Origin of the sequence: Aeromonas sp. QDB18, assembly GCF_027705325.1 — a bacterium.
Lineage (GTDB): Bacteria > Pseudomonadota > Gammaproteobacteria > Enterobacterales > Aeromonadaceae > Aeromonas > Aeromonas caviae.
The window spans coordinates 1-20,621 of sequence record NZ_JAPDBQ010000046.1; the positions used below are offsets into that span (position 1 = coordinate 1).

The 20,621-nt window shown below is 63.7% G+C and carries 19 protein-coding genes; 11 read left to right on the plus strand and 8 right to left on the minus strand.

The genetic code is table 11. The features are described from left to right. On the minus strand, positions 1–336 hold a 336-nt coding region (locus tag OKC30_RS09290), incomplete at its 3' end, for an ISAs1 family transposase (protein WP_270809595.1). Positions 337–679: 343 nt separating this feature from the next. Here OKC30_RS09290 and malQ point away from each other — a divergent pair. From malQ to msrB, 4 genes are all read left to right on the plus strand, one after another. Then, positions 680–2,869 (plus strand): 4-alpha-glucanotransferase, encoded by a 2,190-nt coding sequence (malQ, locus tag OKC30_RS09295; protein ID WP_270809596.1) that lies wholly within the window; start codon positions 680–682, stop codon positions 2,867–2,869. Positions 2,870–2,951: 82 nt separating this feature from the next. Then, positions 2,952–5,129 carry a 1,4-alpha-glucan branching protein GlgB gene (glgB, locus tag OKC30_RS09300; protein ID WP_160836582.1) on the plus strand — a complete coding sequence of 726 codons (2,178 nt, stop codon included), beginning with the start codon at positions 2,952–2,954 and terminating at the stop codon, positions 5,127–5,129. Continuing rightward, on the plus strand, positions 5,129–7,267 hold the full coding sequence (gene glgX, locus OKC30_RS09305) for a glycogen debranching protein GlgX (RefSeq protein ID WP_160836580.1): 2,139 nt from the start codon (positions 5,129–5,131) through the stop codon (positions 7,265–7,267). The genes glgB and glgX overlap by 1 nt, the downstream gene beginning before the upstream one ends. A 56-nt stretch (positions 7,268–7,323) precedes the next feature. Then, complete coding sequence (msrB, locus tag OKC30_RS09310; protein ID WP_010672886.1) at positions 7,324–7,710, plus strand: peptide-methionine (R)-S-oxide reductase MsrB; 387 nt, start codon at positions 7,324–7,326, stop codon at positions 7,708–7,710. 70 nt (positions 7,711–7,780) lie between these two features. Here msrB and OKC30_RS09315 read toward each other — a convergent pair whose 3' ends face one another. The 4 genes from OKC30_RS09315 to OKC30_RS09330 form a co-directional block, all read right to left on the minus strand. Beyond that, positions 7,781–8,650: an AraC family transcriptional regulator gene (locus tag OKC30_RS09315; protein ID WP_160836578.1), complete on the minus strand. Its 870-nt coding sequence runs from the start codon at positions 8,648–8,650 to the stop codon at positions 7,781–7,783. A gap of 137 nt (positions 8,651–8,787) precedes the next feature. Next, positions 8,788–9,930 (minus strand): chromate efflux transporter, encoded by a 1,143-nt coding sequence (chrA, locus tag OKC30_RS09320; protein ID WP_160836577.1) that lies wholly within the window; start codon positions 9,928–9,930, stop codon positions 8,788–8,790. A gap of 172 nt (positions 9,931–10,102) precedes the next feature. After that, entirely contained in the window at positions 10,103–10,543 is a 441-nt protein-coding gene (locus OKC30_RS09325) for a nucleotide triphosphate diphosphatase NUDT15 (protein WP_104455281.1), read from the minus strand. 178 nt (positions 10,544–10,721) lie between these two features. Beyond that, entirely contained in the window at positions 10,722–11,726 is a 1,005-nt protein-coding gene (locus tag OKC30_RS09330; protein WP_160836576.1) for an NADP-dependent oxidoreductase, read from the minus strand. A 176-nt stretch (positions 11,727–11,902) separates the two neighbouring features. Between OKC30_RS09330 and OKC30_RS09335 the strand changes: the two genes are divergently transcribed. The 3 genes from OKC30_RS09335 (at position 11,903) to OKC30_RS09345 (ending at position 13,060) form a co-directional block, all read left to right on the plus strand. Further along, positions 11,903–12,328 (plus strand): MarR family winged helix-turn-helix transcriptional regulator, encoded by a 426-nt coding sequence (locus tag OKC30_RS09335; protein ID WP_029313694.1) that lies wholly within the window; start codon positions 11,903–11,905, stop codon positions 12,326–12,328. A gap of 35 nt (positions 12,329–12,363) precedes the next feature. Further along, entirely contained in the window at positions 12,364–12,594 is a 231-nt protein-coding gene (locus OKC30_RS09340) for a hypothetical protein (protein ID WP_160836626.1), read from the plus strand. A gap of 148 nt (positions 12,595–12,742) precedes the next feature. Continuing rightward, positions 12,743–13,060: a hypothetical protein gene (locus tag OKC30_RS09345; protein WP_041211026.1), complete on the plus strand. Its 318-nt coding sequence runs from the start codon at positions 12,743–12,745 to the stop codon at positions 13,058–13,060. A gap of 130 nt (positions 13,061–13,190) precedes the next feature. Here the strand turns inward: OKC30_RS09345 and OKC30_RS09350 are convergent, their stop codons facing one another. Together OKC30_RS09350 and OKC30_RS09355 are read right to left on the minus strand one after the other, a co-directional pair. After that, entirely contained in the window at positions 13,191–13,667 is a 477-nt protein-coding gene (locus tag OKC30_RS09350; protein ID WP_010672894.1) for an Lrp/AsnC family transcriptional regulator, read from the minus strand. Between the two features lie 309 nt (positions 13,668–13,976). Further along, positions 13,977–14,600 (minus strand): helix-turn-helix transcriptional regulator, encoded by a 624-nt coding sequence (locus OKC30_RS09355; RefSeq protein ID WP_160836575.1) that lies wholly within the window; start codon positions 14,598–14,600, stop codon positions 13,977–13,979. A gap of 148 nt (positions 14,601–14,748) precedes the next feature. On the opposite strand from OKC30_RS09355, the gene OKC30_RS09360 reads away from it, so the two are divergent. Further along, positions 14,749–15,987 carry an MFS transporter gene (locus OKC30_RS09360; protein WP_042864400.1) on the plus strand — a complete coding sequence of 413 codons (1,239 nt, stop codon included), beginning with the start codon at positions 14,749–14,751 and terminating at the stop codon, positions 15,985–15,987. A gap of 234 nt (positions 15,988–16,221) precedes the next feature. Beyond that, entirely contained in the window at positions 16,222–17,043 is an 822-nt protein-coding gene (locus tag OKC30_RS09365; protein ID WP_109112599.1) for a Cof-type HAD-IIB family hydrolase, read from the plus strand. Between the two features lie 54 nt (positions 17,044–17,097). On the opposite strand, the gene OKC30_RS09370 is transcribed toward OKC30_RS09365, so the two are convergent. Beyond that, the gene (locus OKC30_RS09370; protein WP_010672898.1) at positions 17,098–17,661 is read right to left on the minus strand and encodes a DUF2799 domain-containing protein; all 564 of its coding nucleotides are present in this window, start codon (positions 17,659–17,661) and stop codon (positions 17,098–17,100) included. 200 nt (positions 17,662–17,861) lie between these two features. Here OKC30_RS09370 and OKC30_RS09375 point away from each other — a divergent pair, with 200 nt between their 5' ends. Then, positions 17,862–18,701 carry an isopenicillin N synthase family dioxygenase gene (locus tag OKC30_RS09375; protein WP_134997171.1) on the plus strand — a complete coding sequence of 280 codons (840 nt, stop codon included), beginning with the start codon at positions 17,862–17,864 and terminating at the stop codon, positions 18,699–18,701. Between the two features lie 209 nt (positions 18,702–18,910). Further along, positions 18,911–20,224: a sodium-dependent transporter gene (locus OKC30_RS09380; protein ID WP_160836574.1), complete on the plus strand. Its 1,314-nt coding sequence runs from the start codon at positions 18,911–18,913 to the stop codon at positions 20,222–20,224. Positions 20,225–20,621: the final 397 nt, after the last annotated feature.

A 20,621-nucleotide genomic window follows, 5' to 3' on the forward strand; every position in this document is an offset into this window, starting at 1 on the left:
TTTACCATCAACCGCTAGTTGGCCAACCAGCTTATCATCGCCCATGATGTCGCCGATCCACGCTTGAAAAATGGATTTCAGACTGGCGGGAGGCAGAGTGGCAAAAATGCGGTTGAATGTGTCGTGTGATGGAATGCCGCCAGGCAAGCTCAACCAGCGCCGGAACCATGGCTCTCGCTCTTGAGCAAACAAGGTAATCTCGCTCCAAGTATCAAAACCGCACATCATGGCGCAGATGGCCATGAAAACAACCTCTGACAAGATATGCGAGCACTTGGCCTGATTGCGTGGGTCTGGAATTGATTCAAGGTAGTCGAGCAAAGACTTCTGGGCCATAAAAATAAACAGTTAGTTAAGATCTCGACTATTTACAGCTTGGCAACGCAAGGTACAATTAAAATCGTACTTGGCGCCGCTCAACTGATCGATACTTGATCAACTAGCGCAAAGAATGATCATGCGTCGGCCCTGAACTGGCTACCAACTTTTGTTGAATGCATCATCAGCAAAGTCGGTGGCAGAGAACAACAATAGTGCCTGCCCGGTCACACATCCAGCCGGGGAGATATGTAAAAATGTGCGCGGTTTAGCATGGCCAAAGAGCCAATGTTCAAGTACCAACCATAAAAATTAATCACAAAATAGCGTAGACAGAATCCACAGCGGGAATTCTCAAACTATGACCACCCTGATTGAACAGCTGGCTGCCGCCAAAGGCATTGCCAGTGAGTATGTTGATGCCTGGGGCCAGCCGGCCCTGGTATCGGAAGAGAGCAAGGCCGCCATGCTGGGCGCCATGGGCTACCGCGTCGATGACGAGGCCGCCCTGTCCGAACAGCTTGAGCAGGAGCACCGCCAGCATTGGCTGCGCGCGCTGGATCCCGTGATGGTGGTACGCAGCGGCGACGCCGTTACTCTTGAGGTTCGCCTCCCCATCGAATTCGTCAACGATGCCCTCACCTGGCAGCTCCAGCAGGAGCAGGGTGCAGTGCTGTCCGGTCAACTCACCCCCATCGAGGGTGAGCTGGTCGGGGTGGCCGAGTTCGAGGAGATGGAGTGCCAGGCCTATCGCGTCACTCTGGATGTGCAGCCTGCGCTGGGTTATCACCAGCTCATCCTGCTGGAAGAGGGCAATGACGAGCCGCTGGCCACCATGCGTCTCATCGTCGCCCCCAAGTCCTGCTACAAGCAGGCACCCATCGCCAATGGTCGCAAGGTGTGGGGCCCGAGCGTCCAGCTCTACTGCCTGCGCAGCCGCCACAACTGGGGCATCGGCGATTTCAGCGATCTCGGCCAGCTGGTTGAGAATGCAGCCGCCTGGGGAGCCCACTTCGTCGGTCTCAACCCCATCCACGCCCTCTACCCGGCGAACCCGGAGAGTGCCAGCCCCTACAGCCCCTCTTCCCGTCGCTGGCTCAACGTCGCCTATATCGATGTGGAAGCGGTACCCGAATTCCTGGACAACGATCGCCTGAAAGCGGAAGTGGCGAGCCCGGCCTTCCAGCAGCACCTCACCTCCCTGCGGGTCAAGGACAATGTGGATTACACCGGCGTCATCCAGACCAAGATCGGGATGCTGCGCCAGGTGTTCGACCAGGCCAGCTTCAGCGCCGAGCGTCAGGCTGCGTTCGATGCCTTCGTGGCTGCCGGCGGTGACAGCCTGCAACAGCAGGCAGCGTTTGACGCCCTTCAGGCCCACTTCTATGCCAAGGGCGAGAATGCCTGGGGCTGGCCGGTCTGGCCCGAGGCGCTGCGCGATTACCACAACCCCGAAGTGGCGGCCTGGATGGCCGAGCACCAGCAGGATGTGGCCTTCTATCTCTATCTGCAGTTCCTGGCTGACGAGCAGCTGGCCCGGGCCGATGCCCGCGCCAAGGCCGCCGGCATGGTGATGGGGATCTACCGGGATCTGGCGGTCGGCGTCTCCGAAGGCTCCACCGAGATCTGGGCAAACCGGGATCTCTACTGCCCGAAAGCCTCGGTCGGTGCACCGCCCGACATCCTCGGCCCCCTCGGCCAGAACTGGGGCCTGCCCCCCATGAACCCGAACCAGCTGTTCGAGGCCGCCTACCAGCCCATGGTGGATCTGTTCCGTGCCAACATGCGCTCCTGCGGCGCCCTGCGCATCGACCATGTGATGGCCTTGCTGCGCCTGTGGTGGGTGCCGCCCGGAGAGTCGGCCGCCAAGGGGGCCTACATCTATTATCCGGTGAACGATCTGCTGGGGATCCTGGCCCTCGAGTCTCATCGCAACCAGTGCTTGCTGATCGGCGAGGATCTGGGGACCGTGCCGGAGGGGATCGACGTGACCCTGAAAGAGAACGGCGTCCACTCCTACAAGGTGTTCTTCTTCGAGCGCTCCAAGGACGATGGCGGCTTCATCTCCCCGGCGCACTACGCCGAGCAGGCGATGTCCGCCCTGACCACCCACGACATGCCGACCCTCAAAGGCTTCTGGCACTGCGACGATCTGGCGCTGGGACGCGAACTGGGCCTGTACCCGGATGAAGACGTACTCAAGACCCTGTATGCTGATCGCCACCAGGCCAAGCAGCGGATCCTTGACAGCCTGCATGCTCATGGGGTCATCTCTGGCAATATCAGTCAAGACGTGAACTGGGTCGGCATGAATACCGAGCTCAACCACGGTCTGCAACTGCACATGTCCCGCGGCAGCTGTGCCCTGTTCAGCACTCAGCTCGAAGATTGGCTGGAGATGGACAAGCCGGTCAACGTGCCGGGTACCAGCTACGAGTACCCCAACTGGCGTCGCAAGCTCTCCCGGGATCTGGAGGATATCTTCGCCGACGAGGCGCTCAAGAATCTGGCGGGCAAGATGAGCCGGGCCCGTGACGAGGCCAGCCGTTGAGCCTTGAACGCCAACATGTAACTCACTTTCATCCGCTTCGGCTTCGGCCGAAGCGGATGTTCAGCCATCAAAGGAAATGTCGATGCCCGTTGAACGTTTGGTTGCCGCCCGCTGTGCCGATCCCTTCTCCCATCTAGGCCTGCTGGCCAATCCGGATGGGCCAGGCCTGAAACTCACCGCCTGGTTGCCCGATGCACTCGAGGTCCGGGTCAGGGATCTCAAGTCAGGCAAGATAGTTGCCACCCTGACCGCCGCTGACGAAGCGGGCCTCTTTGAAACTGTTTTCACCCGCCGCAAGAATCCCTTCCCCTACCAGCTCATCGCGACCTACGCCGACGCCAGTGCCGACATCATCGATCCCTATCAGTTCCAGGCTGCCGCCTGGGAAGGGCTGGCGGAACTCACCTGGCAACCGGAAAACCTCTACCACACCCTCGGCGCCCAGTTGCGCACCGTGACGCACCTCGGCCAGCAGGTGGAAGGGGTACGCTTTGCCGTCTACGCGCCGAGCGCCACCGCGGTGAGCCTCATCGGTGATTTCAACTTCTGGGATGGCCGCCGTCACCCCATGCAGCGCAGCCAGTGTGGCCACTGGGTGCTGTTCGTGCCGGGGCTCAAGGCCGGGGATCGCTACAAGTTCGAGCTCAAAGACCCCATGGGCAACCGACTGCCCCACAAGAGCGACCCGGTGGGTTTCTACTGCGAGCAGTACCCCTCGTTCGCCTCCGTGGTCTATGACCACGATCAGTACCAGTGGCAGGATGCCGCCTGGCGCGAGAGCCAACGCAACGACAAGCGGGAGCAGCCGCTTTCCATCTACGAGTTGCACGTCGGCTCCTGGAAGCGCCATCCCAACGGCGACAGCCTGAACTGGCGCGAGCTGGCGGTGGAGCTGGTGAACTACATCAAGGAGATGGAGTACACCCACATCGAGCTGCTGCCGGTCTCCGAGCACCCGTTCAGCGGCTCCTGGGGCTACCAGCCGGTGGGCATGTTCTCCCCCACCAGCCGCTACGGCACGGCCGACGATTTCAAATACTTCGTGGATCAGTGCCACCAGGCGGGGATCGGCGTGATTCTGGATTGGGTGCCCGCCCACTTCCCGTCCGATGCCCACGGCCTGGCCCGCTTCGACGGCACGCCGCTCTACGAGTACGAAGATCCGCGCCGTGGCTGGCACCCGGACTGGAACTCCTACATCTATGACTTCGGTCGCGACACCGTGCGCCAGTTCCTGGTGGCCAGCGCCCTGTTCTGGCTCGACAAGTTCCACATCGACGGCCTGCGGGTGGATGCGGTCGCCTCCATGCTCTATCTGGATTATTCCCGCAACGCCGGTGAGTGGGTGCCCAACGTCGATGGCGGCAACCACAACTACGAGGCGATCAGCCTCTTGAAGTGGACCAACGAGGAGGTGTACGGCAAGTACCCCCACGCCATGACCATCGCCGAGGAGTCCACCGCCTTTGCCGGGGTCTCCCGTCCCACCTTCCTCGGTGGCCTGGGGTTTGGCTTCAAGTGGAATATGGGCTGGATGCACGACACCCTCAGCTACATGCAAAAAGAGCCCATTCACCGTCGCTACCACCACAACGACATGACCTTCTCCATGGTGTACCACTATGACGAGAACTTCATTCTGTCCCTCTCCCACGACGAGGTGGTCCACGGCAAGCACTCCCTGCTCTACAAGATGCCGGGGGACGAGTGGCAGCAGGCCGCCAACCTGCGCGCCTACATGGGCTTCATGTATGCCCACCCCGGCAAGAAGCTCAATTTCATGGGCACCGAGATCGCCCAGAGCAACGAGTGGAATCATGATGCCCAGCTGCCCTGGCACCTGTTGCAGTACCCCAGGCACGGCGGCCAGCAGCGGCTGATCCGGGATCTCAACCACCTCTATCGTCATGAACCTGCCTTGTATCAGGCGGATTATGAACAGGCCGGTTTCCGCTGGCTGGATCACCAGGATGCGGACAACAGCATCTTCGCCTGGCTGCGGGCCGACAAGCTGGGGGCCCATCCGCTGGTGGTGGCCTGCAACTTCACCCCGGTGCCGCGCATCGGTTACCGTCTCGGGGTGCCGGCTGCCGGTCGCTATCGGGTGGTGCTCAACACCGACAGCGAGCATTACTGGGGCAGCAACTATGATGTGGGTCTGGTCTTCGTCGCCGAGGCGACCCCCTGGCAGGGGATGGCACACAGCCTGGTGCTGGACTTGCCGCCGCTCGCGACCTTGTTCATCAAACAGGAGTCCTGATGTTTGAAATGGAAAACGGGCTAGATCACCCGCTTGGCGCCCGTCTGGACGAGACAGGCTGCCACTTCTGTGTCTGGGCTCCCCAATCGGACAAGGTGGAGCTCTGCCTGTTCGACGAAGAGGAGCAAGAGCTGGCGCGTCTCCCCTTGCCCGGTCGGCGCGGCCAGTACTGGTTCGGCCACGTGCGCGGGGTCAAGGCCGGTCAGCGCTATGGCTACCGGGTGCATGGCTCTCCCCAGGAGGGGTTGCTGTTCGACCCGGACAAGCTGCTGATAGACCCCTATGCCCGTGCGCTCAGCCGTGCCACCCACTGGGACGATGCCCTCTACGAGGGGGATAGCGCGGCCATGGTGGGCAAGTCGGTGGTGGTGGACGATGCCTTCGACTGGCAGGGGGTCGGCAAGCCCGGCATCCCGCCGGAGCGGGTCGTGCTCTACGAAACCCACGTCAAGGGGTTCACCCGCCAGCACCCCGGCATCCCCAAGGCGTTGCAGGGCACCTATCTGGGCATCAGCCACCCGCTGATGATCGAGCATCTGCAGGGGCTGGGGGTGACCTCGGTCCAGCTGATGCCGGTGGCGGCCTTCATGTCCGAGCCCAGGCTCGAGCAGCTGGGGCTCACCAACTACTGGGGCTACAACCCCATCGCCTTCTTCGCGCCCGAACCGCGCTACGGGGCGAAGGATGCGGTGACCGAGTTCAAGACCATGGTGCGCGAGCTGCACCGGGCGGGGCTCGAGGTGATCCTGGACGTGGTCTACAACCACACCGCGGAGTCGGGCTTCGACGGCCCCATGCTCTCCCTCAAGGGGTTTGACAACGCGGGCTACTACGCCTTCGAGTCGGGGGCCCACGGTCCGGATTACCATCGCCACGCCAACGTCACCGGCTGCGGCAACAGCGTCAATCTGGATCACCCCAATACCCTGCGACTGGTGCTCGATGCCCTGCGCTACTGGGTCACCGAGATGCAGGTGGACGGTTTCCGCTTCGATCTGGCGGTCACCCTGGCGCGGGAAGCGGGGGAGTTCGATCCCATGAGCGCCTTCTTCAAGGCCATGATGGCGGATCCCGTGCTGGCGCGGGTCAGGCTCATCGCCGAACCCTGGGACATCGGCCCCTTCGGCTATCGTCTCGGCCAGTTTCCGAGCCAATGGCTGGAGATCAACGATCGTTACCGCGACACGGTGCGCGCCTTCTGGCGCGGGGATGCGGGCAAGATGGGGGATTTTGCCACCCGTCTGGTGGGCTCGCGGGATCTCTTCCCGAAGAACTGGCGCTCCCCCCACACCAGCGTCAACTACCTCTGCTATCACGACGGCTTCACCCTCGAGGATCTGGTCTCCTACAACCAGCGCCACAACCAGGCCAACGGCGAGGACAACCGGGACGGCCACGGCAACAACCTCTCCAGCAACCACGGGGTGGAGGGGCCGACCCTGGACCCGCGCATCAACAACCTGCGCCAGCAGCAGAAGCGCAACCTCATCGCCACCCTGCTGCTGTCACAGGGGACGCCCCACTTTCTGGCCGGGGACGAGATGGGCCGCAGCCAGCTTGGCAACAACAACGCCTACTGTCAGGACAACCAGATAAGCTGGGTGAACTGGCAACTGCGCCCGGAGGACGAGCGGTTGCTCGCCTTCACCCGCCAGATGATGGCGCTGCGGGCGGAGTCCGGGGTCTTCTCCAACCTGCAACTGAGCGACGACGGCTGGAACGGCAAGGCGACCAGCTGTCACCAGGTGAACTGGTATCACCCGGACGGCCATCAGCTCACCGATCAGGACTGGCACGCCCCCATGGGGCAGGCGTTTGCCATGGACATCGGCATGATCGGCTGCACCGGGGAGCGCTGGTACGTGCTGTTCAACGCCAGCGACTATGACATCCAGTTCCGCCTGCCGCCGCCGGGGGAGGGCATGGAGTGGATCCAGACCATCGACACCGCCACCAACGACGGCCTGCCCTTCCTGCCGGACGACATCAAGCGGCAGGTGGCGGTGGGGCGTGCCCACTCCCTCAAACTGCTGGAGCGGGTCGCCCTGCCGGCGGCGGTGCTGGCGAGTGAAGGGGTGGTGGCAGCGGATGTTGTCGCCGTGTTGCCAACGGGATCACAGTTCCCGCTGGCGGGGTAGAGCCAGGCGCCCTGACTGGGTATGCTGGGCACCGTTATCAGTGGTGAGGAGCCGGAATGAGCAGTAACAACCCTGAACAGTGGCGCGACAAGCTGAGTGCAGAGCAGTTCCACGTCTGCTGGGAGAAAGGGACCGAGCGTCCCTACAGCGGTGCCCTGCTGCACAACCGCAAGAGCGGCGATTACCACTGCGTCTGCTGCAAGCAGGTGCTGTTCCACTCAGGAGCCAAGTTCGACGCGGGCTGCGGCTGGCCCTCGTTCGACCGGGCCATCGAGGGGACGGTGACCTACACCGAGGACAACAGCCACGGCATGAAGCGGGTGGAGATCACCTGCAGCCAGTGCGGCTCCCACCTTGGCCACGTCTTCCCCGACGGGCCGACCGAGACCGGCCAGCGCTACTGCGTCAACAGCCTGAGCCTGGATTTCGAGCCCGACGCCTGATCCCCGACACGACCAGCGGCGCCTCCCTTCGGAGGCGCCGCTTTTTTATCTCCCCCTGTCAGGTGCCGGGCTATGCCAGCGGCAGGTAGATGTCGGTGACCAGCTCATGGGTGGGCACCTCGTGTACAAAGTTGTGGTAGTGGAAGAAGAGCGGAAAATCCCGCAGCTCTTCGCCGCTGGCGGGCAGCCAGTCGCGGTAGAGCGCCCGGGCACAGTCGGCCAGGAGGTCGTGGGAGCCGCGGTGGCGCACCACGGCGCAGCGCCCGGCCGGGATGAGGGCATTCTTCACACCCCACTCATTGTCCTCGGCGACGGGGGCCTCGACGCTGCCACAGAGGGTAAAGCGAAACGCCGCACCCTCCGTCGTGGCGGGGTCGTCCGGCGCCAGGCCATAGGTCCGGCTGGTGGCGACCGGGGAGCCGCCCGTGGCCTTGCGCCACTGGATGAAGCGAGCCGCTGTGTCGTTGATGCGCTCGGGCAGGCCCTGATGGGTCAGGGCGGCGACGGCGGTCTGCGGGAACTGAATGATGTCGACTCGCATGGGGTCAATCCTCTTTGTGGGGGGCCGTGGCAGGCAGCGATGCCAGCTGGCCCAGTCCGGGTGCTGCCTGAACTGGCTGGGCGTCAGGCCGAACGTCTGCTTGAAGGCGCGACTGAAAGATTCGCCATGCTGGAAGCCGGCATCGAGGGCGATATCAGTCACCTTGTCCAGAGGAGCGAATGCCAACCGGTAAGAGGCCCGCTTCAGCCGCAGCAGCTGGATGTAACGCCCCAGCGGCACGCCGCAGTAAGCGGCAAATTGCCGATGAAAGTGAAAGGGCGAGAAGTGCGCCACGGCGCTGAGCCGCTCCAGCGACAGGTCGTCATCGAGATGGCGCTCGATGTGCTCGGTCACCGTTTGAAAGCGTCGGCGGTAGGCCTCTGTCTGGTTGTGATCCATGGTCTCTCCTCTGTGCTGCTCACTATCGGCCAACGGGCCCGAGCTGTCCTGACGGATCTTGCTCTCTTTGCCTCCCCTCGGGGAGAAGAGCCATGACCGCCAGCCCGGCGGGCGCTGCCTGACTTGTCGCGGGTTCGTCAGGCCAGCAGCAGGGCCGCCCCCGTCAGCAGGGCGGCGAGGGGCAGAACGGGGAGCCGTGGCACCCGCAGCAGGTAGAAGCCGACGGCGGCCAGCGCCAGATCGGTGGGGGAGAGCACGGCGCTCTGCCACACCGGCTGATAGAGGGCCGCCAGCAGCAGCCCCACCACGGCGGCGTTGATGCCGGCCACGGCCCCCGCCAGAAGGGGGCGGGCCAGCCAGTGCTGCCAGCAGGGGCCCAGCGCCCAGAGCAGCAAGAAACCCGGCAGGAAGAGCGCCAGGGTCGCCAGCAGCGCCCCGGTGAGGGGAGTGGCGGGCAGCAGCACGGCGCCCAGGTAGGTGGCCAGGGTGAACATGGGGCCGGGTACCAGCTGGGCCAGGCCGTAGCCGGTCAGGAACTGCTGCTCGCTCAGGTGGTGACCCAGGCTCTCCTGCAACAGGGGCAGCACCACGTGACCACCGCCAAACACCAGGCTGCCTGCCCGGTAAAAGTCGGCCAGCAACTGGCTGACGGGGCCGCTCGCCACCAGGGGCAGGCCGACGAACAGCAGGGCGAACAGCAGCAGGGTCGGCCAGTGAGGCTGGCGAGCAGGAGTGGATGCGAGGCCCTGACTCCCCGGGTGCGGCTCGCGCAAGGCACAGAGCAGGGCCGCGCCGAGCAGCATGGCGACCTGGGTCAGAAGACCGGGGGCGCACCAGAGGGCGGCGGCGGTGGCCACCATGACCCCCTGTTGCAGCGCCGTCTTGCAGAACTGGCGGCTCATGGTGAGCACGGCATCCGCCACCACGACGAGCGCCAGCAGCTTGAGGCCGTGCAGGGCGGCGTCCAGCCAGAGGTTGCCCGCAAGCTGACCCAGACCGACGGCGGCCGCCAGCAACAGCAGGAAGGAGGGGAGGGTAAAGCCGACGAAGGCGGCCAGGGCGCCGCCGATGCCGGCGCGGTGGCGGCCGATGGCAAAGCCGAGCTGGCTGGAGGCCGGACCCGGCAGCAGTTGGCACAGGGCCAGCAACTGGGCGAACTCCGCCTGGCTCAGCCAGCCCAGCCGCTGGACAAAGGTGCGCTGAAAATAGCCGATATGGGCGGCCGGCCCGCCAAAACTGATGCACCCCAGCCACAAGAACTGCATGAATACCTGTCCCATCTTCCCCTCCTCGTCATCATCCTGGCCCGGATAATATGACAAAAAAGTGACAGTTTGGTGACGGTACGCCCTCCCGCGCTGCCTGCCATCAACAGGGGCTGGCGGGGGGCTGGTCGCCTCCGCCAGCTGACGAGAGGTACCGGGGTGACGCGCGGCAGCCTGCCGGTGAGGGTCAGGGGGCCGGTTGTGCCTGGGGCAGGTAGCATTGTCCCGCCAGCCAGCAGGCGATGGACTGGCGACTGGCATCGAAGTGAGGCTCGGGCAGAGTGTGCGGGTCGCACCAGCTCCAGCCCTCGCATTTTTCCGGCTCCAGCAGTTGCGGCTCCCCGTCCACCTCTGCCAGCAAGGTGACCGAGATGTAGTGCAGGCCGCTCTCGCGCCAGGTCTCCAGGTTGTTGGTGACGGCGATGACGCGAGGCTGGTGGATGACGAAGCCGGTCTCCTCCGCCACCTCCCGGATGGCTGCCGACTCGAAGGTCTCCCCCAATTCCAGATGACCGCCGGCGATGGACCAGTAGGGGGCATGGCTGCCCTTGCGCTTGCCAAGCAGTACCTGGCCCTGGCCATTGGTGAGAATGACGCCGACACCGACGCGGGGATAGGGGGTAGACATAGGGGAGGCTCCTTGCTGAGACGGCGGGGTGCGCCAGGGAAAACGGGCCCACCTTAGGGGGGATGGGCCCGTTGCGCAAGCCGCCTGTTCAAGGGCGATCGGATGCCGATTTTCCATCGCTTAAATGGATGGGTCTGGCGACATTCTATCTGTTAAATAGATGGGAAATGCCCCCGGATCAGGGCAGTCTGACCAGCATCTTGCCGGTATTGCGGCCCTGGAACAGTCCGATAAAGGCTTGCGACATGCTGGCCAACCCCTCGCTGACGGTCTCCTCGGCCTGGAGGGTGCCCGCCTCGAAGGCCGGCATGGCCTCGGCCAGGAACGCCCCGTAGTGCTGCCAGTGATCGGAGACCAGCAACCCCTGCATCAGGATGCGCTTGCGGATCACCTGGGAGAGGTTGCGCGGGCCGCTGGCCTGGCCGTTGCTGTTGTACTGCTCGATGAGGCCGCACAGCACGATGCGCCCGTGCACCACCAGGTGGTTGAGGGCGGCATCCAGCATGGCGCCCCCCACGTTTTCGAAGTAGACGTGGATGCCTTCGGGGGCGAGGCGGGCCAGCTCGGCGTCGAGATCCGGGGTCTCCCGGTAGTTGATCACCGCATCGGCCCCCAGGGTCTTGAGGTAGGCGACCTTGTCGGCCGAGCCGGTGGAGCCGATGACCCTGGCCCCCGCCTGCTTGGCGAGCTGGACCGCCATGGTGCCGACCGCCCCGGAGGCCGCCGAGACCAGCAGGGTTTCACCGGCCTTCAGGTGTGCCACCTTGTGCAGGCCCGCCCAGGCGGTCATGCCCGGCATGCCGAGGGCGCCGAGGAAGCGCTGGGGCGGCAGGGTGGTGTCGGGCAGGCGGGTGAGCTGGGCGGCGTTTGCCACGAAGGCATCCCGCCAGCCCAGCATGCTGCTCACCTTGTCCCCCACCTTGAAATCGGGATGGCGCGATGCCTGTACCGTGCCGATGGCGCCGCCGTCGAGGGGACCGTTGAGGGGGAAGGGAGGAACGTAGCTTTTTGCCTCGCTCATGCGGCCGCGCATGTAGGGGTCCACCGACAGCCACTGGTTGGCGACCTGCACCTCTCCCTCCTGCAGGGCGGGCAGGGGCACATCCCGGAGGGCGAAGTCCTCCAGAGTGGGGAGACCGGTAGGGCGACGCAGCAGTTGGATTTGATGGCTGATGGCATTCATGGGCATTCTCCGGCAGTGGGGCCGCGCGTCGGGCGGCGGCCTGGTATTTTTGTTTGTGTGCAAACTAAAATCAGGGTAGTCCTGAACGCGGGGGGCTGGCAACTGTTTTGTGTGCAAACTATTCAGCCCCGAAGTTGATGGGGTATACTGCCCCCTTGTCGTCAGCGAGGTCCTCCATGAGCGAATTGAAAAAGCAGGTCTGTTTTGCCCTCTACAGCGCCTCCAATGCGGTGATGCGTGCCTATCGGCCGCTGCTGGACAAGCTGGATCTCACCTATACCCAGTACCTGGTGATGCTCTCGCTCTGGGCCCGGGACGAGGTCAGCCTCAAGGAGATAGGGCAGGAGACCGGACTGGATGCGGGCACCCTGACCCCCATCGTCAAGCGGCTGGAGAGCAAGGGGTGGCTGACCCGAACCGTCTCCCACGAGGATGAGCGGCAAAAGTGCATCAGTCTGACCGAGGCGGGACGCCAGTTGCAGCAGGAGGTCAGGGAGTGCTGTCTGGCGGACAGCTTGCGCAATCAGGTGGATCTGGCCGATGCTGAGTTGGCCCAGCTCAAGCAGCTTTGCGATCGCGTGGCGGCGCAGCTGGGGCGCTGATCCCTTTTCCCGTCAGGAGTGACCCGATGAAACCCATGCAATCCCTGCTTCCTCTGTTTGCCATCCTGCTGTGCGCTTGCGCCGATACCTCCTATCCCCGTTCCGAGTTGCAGATCGACGATGCCGATGCCTGGCAGGCCATCTGCAAGGACGGGGTGCGGGTGCGGGCGGTCACCGACGAGGGGATCTGTGCGGATCACCGCGGGGTGGCCATGTGGGCAAATAAACCAAGGGCTGCACGGATGGCAGAAGAAGCGGCCAAGTAGTGTGACCTGTACGACATAAAATGACATGACCGGCCATGGGGCCGGTTTTTTTCGCGATCTTGCCAGCACTTTGGCACCTTGTTCATGGTGCACTCATTTTTCTCTTTCCATACTGGCCCTCAAGGTAGCAAACCAACAGGAGAGAGAGATGCAATCATCCATCGTCGGGCTCTCCATTCTGTGGGGGCTGGCCAGCTTTGGTGTTCAGGGGGATTTCATCGAGAGCCGTGATACCGCCTCCCCCTCCTGGCAGGCCGAGTCCAGAGTGGAGATGGAAGGGTACTTGATGGAGTCGTTGGGCGCCGATCGATGGGTGTTCGACAACGGCAGTGAGAGCCTGGAAATATCTCTGCCCAAAGGGCAGTGGGTGTCGACCGGTGAGCGGCTGCGACTGCGTGGCGAACCCCTGCAGGAGCAGAGCGGCTGGTTGCTGCAGGTGCAGGACGTCAGCCAGGTCGAGGCATGACGAGGCGTCCACCACCTGGCGGCGCGAGGGCGCCCGCGGGGTGGTGTTGACCGCGAATGCCCTTGATAGCTGAGACAAGAAGAGGAGGCCCTGGCCTCCTCTTGCTTTTGGTGCTCCCCGGATGCGGGGGTCAGCCCAGGTGGTTGAGGGGCAGGGCGGTCTTGTGCTTGATGCGGCGCAGCACGAAGCTCGAACGCACCCCGGTCACGCCGGAGATGTGGGTCAGCTTGTCCAGCAGGAAGTGCTGGTAGTGCTCCATGTCCCGCACCACCACCTTGAGCTGGTAATCCGCATCGTTGCCGGTGATGAGGTCGCACTCCAGCACCTCGGGCAGATCCTTGACGGCGCGATCGAAGTTCTCGAACCGCTCCGGAGTGTGCCTGTCCATGGAAATGTGAATGTAGGCGGTGAGGGTCAGCCCCAGTTGGCGGGCATTGAGCAGAGTGACATGGGTATCGATGAGACCGGCATCCTCCAGCGCCTTGACCCGGCGCGAGCAGGGGGAGGGAGAGAGCCCGACCAGCTCGGCCAGCTCCAGGTTGCTGATGCGGCCATTTTCCTGCATCAGCTCCAGAATATGCCTGTCTATACGATCAAGTTTCAGCATTCTCCGTACCTCTTCGCAATTACTAATCCACTTTTCCTAGATTAAGGGTGAACTATTGCAAAAACAACTGAAAATACCTGCTACTTCACAACCACTCACCGCATCGCGGGGAGTACCATGGTTACATCTTCCGGTGGCAAGACAGGCGCCCGACCAGGCACCTGTGGTGAAGGACCTTACCGGGTCAAGAGCCCCATCAGCCGTTCGACCTTATCGGGAAACAACGGGCTGGAACGAGAGCACCCCCTCCCCGAAGGCAACAAAGCAGGCATCCCGGCGCCTGCTTTGTTGTTTTTGCGTTCCGCCCGCTCAGGGGCGGGGCGGCCGGATGCGATAGAGACAGCGGCTGTCCCCCTCCAGCAGGTACTGCTCCCGCTCCACCTCGGCCGGCGCCAGCAACCGGCGAAACAGCGCCAGCTCGCTGCGGCAAAAGCCCCGACAGGCCCTGGCTGCACTGCAGATGGGGCAGTGACTCTCCCACCACAGCCAGCTGCCGTCCTCCTCCTGCGACATGTCCGCCATATACCCCTCCTGGGTGCGCAGCGCCTTGAGCGTCATCAGCCTGTCTGCCAGCGCCGGCTGGGTCAGCCTGGATTCATAGCGTGCCTGCATCTGCTGCTCCTGCCGCGCGATGAGCTGCTCCATGCCCGCGTCGCCAAACACCTGCCGGATGTCGTCGATCAGCTGCAGGGTCAGATCGCCATGGGTGTCGGGGAAGCGTTGCCAGGCCTGGTCGGTGAGGTGCCACAGGCGCACCGGGCGACCACGGCCGCGGGCCTCGTCACTAAACCCCACCCAGCCCTCGGACTCCAGGGCCATCAGGTGCTGGCGCGCCCCCATGGACGTCATCTGCAACTGGTCGCCGAGTTCGGCGGCGCTCTGGGGGCCGCGGGTTTTCAGCAGATAGAGGATCTTGTCGGTACTGGCGTTCATGGAGGCTCCGGTGGTGGGTATCGGTGCGGTGACCGCCTGGATGAGGTCATTATGGGTAGCAGGGAGATTTAAATCAACAATATGCTTTACTTAATGGACGACCCCTCACAATATAAATAAACCGATAACTTTATTTAATGAGGCGAAGATGGAAGGGATCAAGGGACAGGCGACCCTCTGGGTATTGGTGATGACGGTGACGCTGGCGGTGGCGGGATTCAGCCTGCCTTCCCCCGTCCTGGCACCGCTGCTGCTGGATCCGGCCCAGGGCATGCTGACGCCACAGGCGTCGGACTGGAGCCGCAAGGTGTGGCTTGGCGTCATCATGGGGCTCTATCCGTTGTTTCAACTGCTGGGGGCCCCCTTGCTTGGCCGCCTCTCCGATCGCCATGGGCGCAAGCCGGTGCTGACCCTCTGTCTGGTGGGGGTGCTGGCGGGGTATGTGCTGATGGCCCTCGGCATCGCCTGGCGTTCCCTGCCGCTCTTGCTGCTGAGCCGGGTGGTGGAGGGCTTCTTCAACGGCGACATCGCCATCGTGCAGGCGATGGCGGCGGACATGAGCACGGCCAGGACCAAGGCACGCAACTTCGCACGCATCAACATCGGCATGAACCTGGGCTGGGTGGTGGGCCCCATGATCGGGGGCTATGCGGCCGTGGTCTCGGGGGATTACAGCCTGGCGGCCTGGCTGGCGGTGGGGATGACGGTGATCAACCTGCTGCTGGTGCTCTGGCTGCTGCCCAATCGTCCCCCGGTGCCGGCGACCCGGGATGAGGCTCCCCTCTCGACCCGCCAACTGCTGCTGCAACCTCGTCTCCTGCCCTACTTTGCCTTGACCCTGGCAAGCTACGGGGCGGTGCAGCTCTACTTCACCTACTTCAATGTCTGGCTGGTGGAGCGGCTGGCATGGGATCCGGTGCAACTGGCCCAGGCCGCCGTGCTGGTGAGTGTGCCCATGATGCTGGGCTCCTGGATCGGTGAGCAGTTGGCACGGCACTGGCGCGGCAGCTCCCTTGGCATCGTCGGCCACCTGGTGATGGCGGCGGGCATGCTGATGTTCATCCTGCCGACCCAGTGGTGGGGGCTCGCGCTCACCTTCATCCCGGCGGGCATCGGCATGAGCCTGGGGGAGCTGGCCACCTCGGTGGCGGTCTCCAACCGCAGCCATGCCAGCCAGCAGGGGCAGGCGATGGGGCTCTACCGCGGTCTGGCGGTGGGCAGCGAGATCCTGGCGGTGGTGCTGGGCAGCCTGGTGCTGCTGGCGGGGACCGAGTGGCCCTTCTACCTGGCCGGCCTCTGCGGCGTGATCTGTGCCCTCGGCTTCTACGGATTGCGCAGACGGGCGGACAGGCGAAACGCCGTGGCCGGGTGCGCCGAGGCGGGCTGACGAAGGGCGCGGGGATCACAGTTCGGCGACGGGATGGCGGGCCGGACTTGCATCGCGGCGCCGAGTCTGGGACGGTATGGCTCTTTGCTCCGCTGTTCCCGCCCCCCGGCGAGCGCGTCTCCCATCATGGGCCTTGCCATGCCCAGTCCGCATTCCCGGCGGTGAGATGTGTCGTCATGGCACTGGAAACGGGAGGGATGGCGCCGCACCCGTCTCGACATTCTTGGAGGTGATATGAGTCGTTATCAGGCCATTGCATTGGACATGGACGGTACCCTGCTGAACCGGGATCACAAGATCTCGTCCGCTACCCGGGCGGCCCTGGCCCAGGCCCGGGCCCACGACATCAAGGTGCTGCTGGTGACGGGTCGCCACTTCATGACGGCCCGTCCCTTCCACCACGAGCTGGCCCTCGACACCCCCATCATCTGCAGCAACGGCGCCTACCTCTATGATCCGGTGCAGGAGAGGATCCTCGCCGGGGATCCCCTGGCCGTGGCGCCTCTCACCACCCTGCTGGAGGAGGTGCAGGCCCAGCAGATGGGGGCGCTGTTCCACCTGGGGGACGGCATCGGCTACCTGGGCTGCGAGGAGCACGTGGGCCGGATGCGGCGCTGGTCGGCAACCCAGCCGGATCACCTCAAGGTCTCCCTGCTGCCCGCCGAGGATATCGAGTCCTGGTTGCAGTCCCCCATCTGGAAGCTGGAGTTGTTCAACCAGGATCCCGGCCGATTGCACCGTTTCGTCGGGGAGGTGGTGGAGAGACTGCCCTTCACCCGTGACTGGGCGGCCCCCTATGCGGTGGAGCTGGTGCAGCCCGGTTGCAGCAAGGGCAACCGGCTTGCCCAGTGGGCGGCGAGCGAGGGGATTGCCATGGAGAACCTGGTGGCCTTTGGCGACAACAACAACGACATCAGCATGTTCGAGCAGGTGGGGCTGGCGGTGGCCATGGGCAATGCGGCGCCCCAGATCCAGGCCCATGCAGACCGGGTCACCGCGGATCACAACGAGGATGGCATCGCCCTGGCGTTGCAGCGCTGGGTCCTGCCCGCCTGAGGGGAAAAGCAGTCTGCGGCATAAACAGAAAGGGGCCATGTCGGCCCCTTTTTGTCAGCTCCCGAAGGAGAACTGGATCACCCGATCCGGGAAGCGCAGCCGGTTGTAGTCCCGGTACACCCCTTCGTAGTGACGGATGGCGCGCTCGCGCTGGGCACGGTAGTAGTCGCGCTGGCGGCTGTCGCTCTCTCCCCGGATCTGCTGATCCAGCTGGTGGATGCTCCGCTCGGTGCGCTCCAGCTCCTGCTGCAATTCGCCGAGGCGCTGCTCCAGCAGGTACTCCTTGCGGCCGCGCTCGAACTGGGTGAGGAAGCTGGTGTCGTTGGGGCAGACCCCCAGGTATTCGCTCCCCTCCCGTCCCTTGCTGTAGGCAAGCTCGGGGATGCAATAGAGCTCCAGCCCCTTGGCGTAGCCGCGCTGCCACTCCGCCTCATCCACCTTGAGGCCGTACTCCCCGCAGGTCTTCTGATAGTCGCGGGTGGCGCTCCGGGTCTTGCCCTGCTCCCCGTCCTGATAGCCCTGGTTGTACCAGCTCATGGCACGGCACTCCTCCTCCGAGAGGGAACTGCACCCGGCGAGCAGGAAGGGAAGGGTCAACAACAGGATCTTGGGGGACATGAGGGGGCTCCGACAGCAAAGGGGGTGGGGCATTCTAGAAGAGGAGGCCCGTCCGGGACAAGCACCGGGCGAGGGGGCCGTATCATGATGTTTTTATCAGTATTTTCAAGCCGTTGTAGACAGGCTTCCGGCAGCCTTTTCTTGCCGGGGGAGGCAGGGTAAACTGCGCCTACTTTTAACTGGCATGTAACATAAAAACAATGAAAGTCCTGACCGTCGATTATCGCTCCCCCGATGCGGCCGAGCGCTTCACCGAATCCCTGCGCACCACCGGCTTCGGGGTGCTGACTCACCACCCCATCCCGAAGGAGCTGGTGCAGTCCATCTATGACAACTGGTATCGCTTCTTCATGAGCGAACAGAAGCAGGATTTCCTGTTCAATCGCGAGACCCAGGACGGCTATTTCCCGCCCTCGGTGTCCGAGGTGGCCAAGGGCCACAGCCAGAAGGACATCAAGGAGTACTTCCACATCTATCCCTGGGGCCAGATGCCGGCAGAGCTGAAAGAGCAGGCGATGGAGTACTACCGCCTCGCCAACGATCTGGCCGCCGAGCTGCTGGGCTGGGTGGAGCAACACACCCCGGGCGACATCGCTGCCCACTACAGCTGCCCGCTCTCCTCCATGATCGAAGAGAGTCACAAGACCCTGCTGCGGGTGCTGCACTACCCGCCCTTCGACGGCACGGAGGAGCCGGGTGCCATCCGCGCCGCCGCCCATGAAGACATCAACCTGCTGACCATTCTGCCCGCCGCCAACGAGCCGGGCCTGCAGGTGAAAGGTTCAGACGGGGAGTGGATGGACGTGCCCTGCGATTTCGGCACCCTCATCATCAACATCGGTGACATGCTGCAGGAGGCCTCCCGCGGCTACTACCCCTCCACCACCCACAGGGTCATCAACCCGACCGGGGGCAGTGCCGCCAAGTCCCGTATCTCCTTGCCGCTCTTCCTGCACCCCCGTCCGGACGTGGTGCTCTCGGAGCGTCACACCGCCCACAGCTATCTGATGGAGCGGTTGCGGGAGCTGGGGGTCATCTAATCCCGCCAGACCCGGGCAGACAACAAACCGGAGCATTCCCGCTCCGGTTTTTATTTTGTGGCACGATTGGTTGGTTATCCGAATTTTATTGATTAATGATGCTAAAAACTGAGTTTTATATCGGATATACGCCGAGTGATTGCGCGCCCGCGGGCGTACTCTGAGCGCCATTTCGGGCCTCGCTGGCAGGCCCTTCCCGTGGAGTTCTTATGAAGCAGTCCCAATGGTCATCCCGGCTCGGTTACATCCTGGCCGCCGCAGGTTCCGCGGTCGGTCTCGGCGCCATCTGGAAGTTCCCCTATGTCACCGCCGCCAACGGTGGCGGCGCCTTCCTGCTGGTCTTTCTGCTGTTCAGCTTCACCCTGGGGGTGGCGGTGCTGATGGGGGAGACCCTGATCGGCAGCCTGACCCGGCGCGGGGTGGTGGGCGCCTTTGGCGAACTGATGGGCAGGCGCTGGCGCTGGGTCGGTGCCATGGGCTTGCTGTGCAGCCTGCTCATCTTCTGTTTCTACAGCGTGGTGGGCGGCTGGACCCTGGGGTACACGGGCATGGCCCTGGCGGGGGAGCTGCAACAGGGGGACGGCGCGGCACTGACCGCCCGTTTCAACGACTACGTCGGTGATCCGCTCTGGCCGGTGCTGACCCACCTGCTGTTTGCCGGCTTGACCTGGTGGTTCGTGCGGGGCGGTGTGCAACAAGGGGTGGAGCGCACCCTGCGCTGGATGATGCCGGCCCTCTTCATCATGATCCTGCTGCTGGTGGCCTTCGGCCTCACCCTGCCGGGCGCCATGGCCGGGGTGCGCCACTTCCTGATGCCCGATTTCAGCAAGCTCGGCATGTCGGGTGTGCTGGACGCCATGGGGCTGGCCTTTTTCTCCCTCTCCATCGGCCTTGGCATCCACACCACCTATGGCGCCTACCTGCCTTCCAGCGAAGGGGTCGGTCGCTCCAGCCTCTGGGTGGTGCTGCTGGCGAGCGTCATCGCCGTGCTAGCGGGCCTGATGATCTTCCCGGTACTGGCGGCGACCGGTATTGACCCGGCCTCGGGCCCGGGCCTCACCTTCATGACCATGCCAGCGGTGTTCCAGCAACTGCCCTTCGGCCAGGGGCTGGCGGTGGTGTTCTTCTCTCTGCTGGTGGTGGCGGCGCTCTCCTCCTCCATCTCCCTGCTGGAGCATTTGCAGTGTTTCCTGTGCGAGAGCCTGGGCTGGTCCCGCCGCGCGGCGTGCAACCTGGTCATTGCCCTGGTGATGGCGGGTGGCATCCCGGTGAGCCTGTCGTTCGGTCCCTGGGCCACCCTGACCCTGTTTGGCAAGAACATCTTCGAGTTGCTGGACTTCATCACCTCCAACCTGATGATGCCCCTGTTCGGGCTGGCCCTGACGCTGCTGCTGGGCTGGCGGCTCGGCCGCCAGGCGCTGCCCGAAGGGCTGCCTCCCCACTGGCGGGCCCTGCTGATGGGCTGCTGGCGCTGGCTGGCTCCCCTGCTCATTGGCGGCATTCTGGTGCGCGGCCTGGTGTAGGGAGGCTTGGTCATCTCTGCCACTCCCCGGCCGGGCTGGCCGGGGAGTGGGGTGGCAGGATTGACTCTTTATAAAAATCTGTTAATTAAAAACAAACAGAGTAACAATCTGAAATTTCGATATTTTATTTTGGTTAAATCTGTTTTTGGTTCTGTTTTAGACTATTTCCTGTCAACTTCTCTTGCCATGGTTTAGGCTGTGGCTCCTTTTTACCGTGCAGGCGTCGCCCTCCCATGTCACCCCTTATCGCTCTCTGTGGCCGATTTAGCCCCTTCCTGGAGAGGTGACCTTGCAGGTGTCGTTTGTCTGACTGTTCATTGCAAAGGTCGCCCTCAGGCGGCCTTTTTTGTTGCGGCGCACACCGCGTCTAGCCATGGAGTATCGAACTGATGTTGTC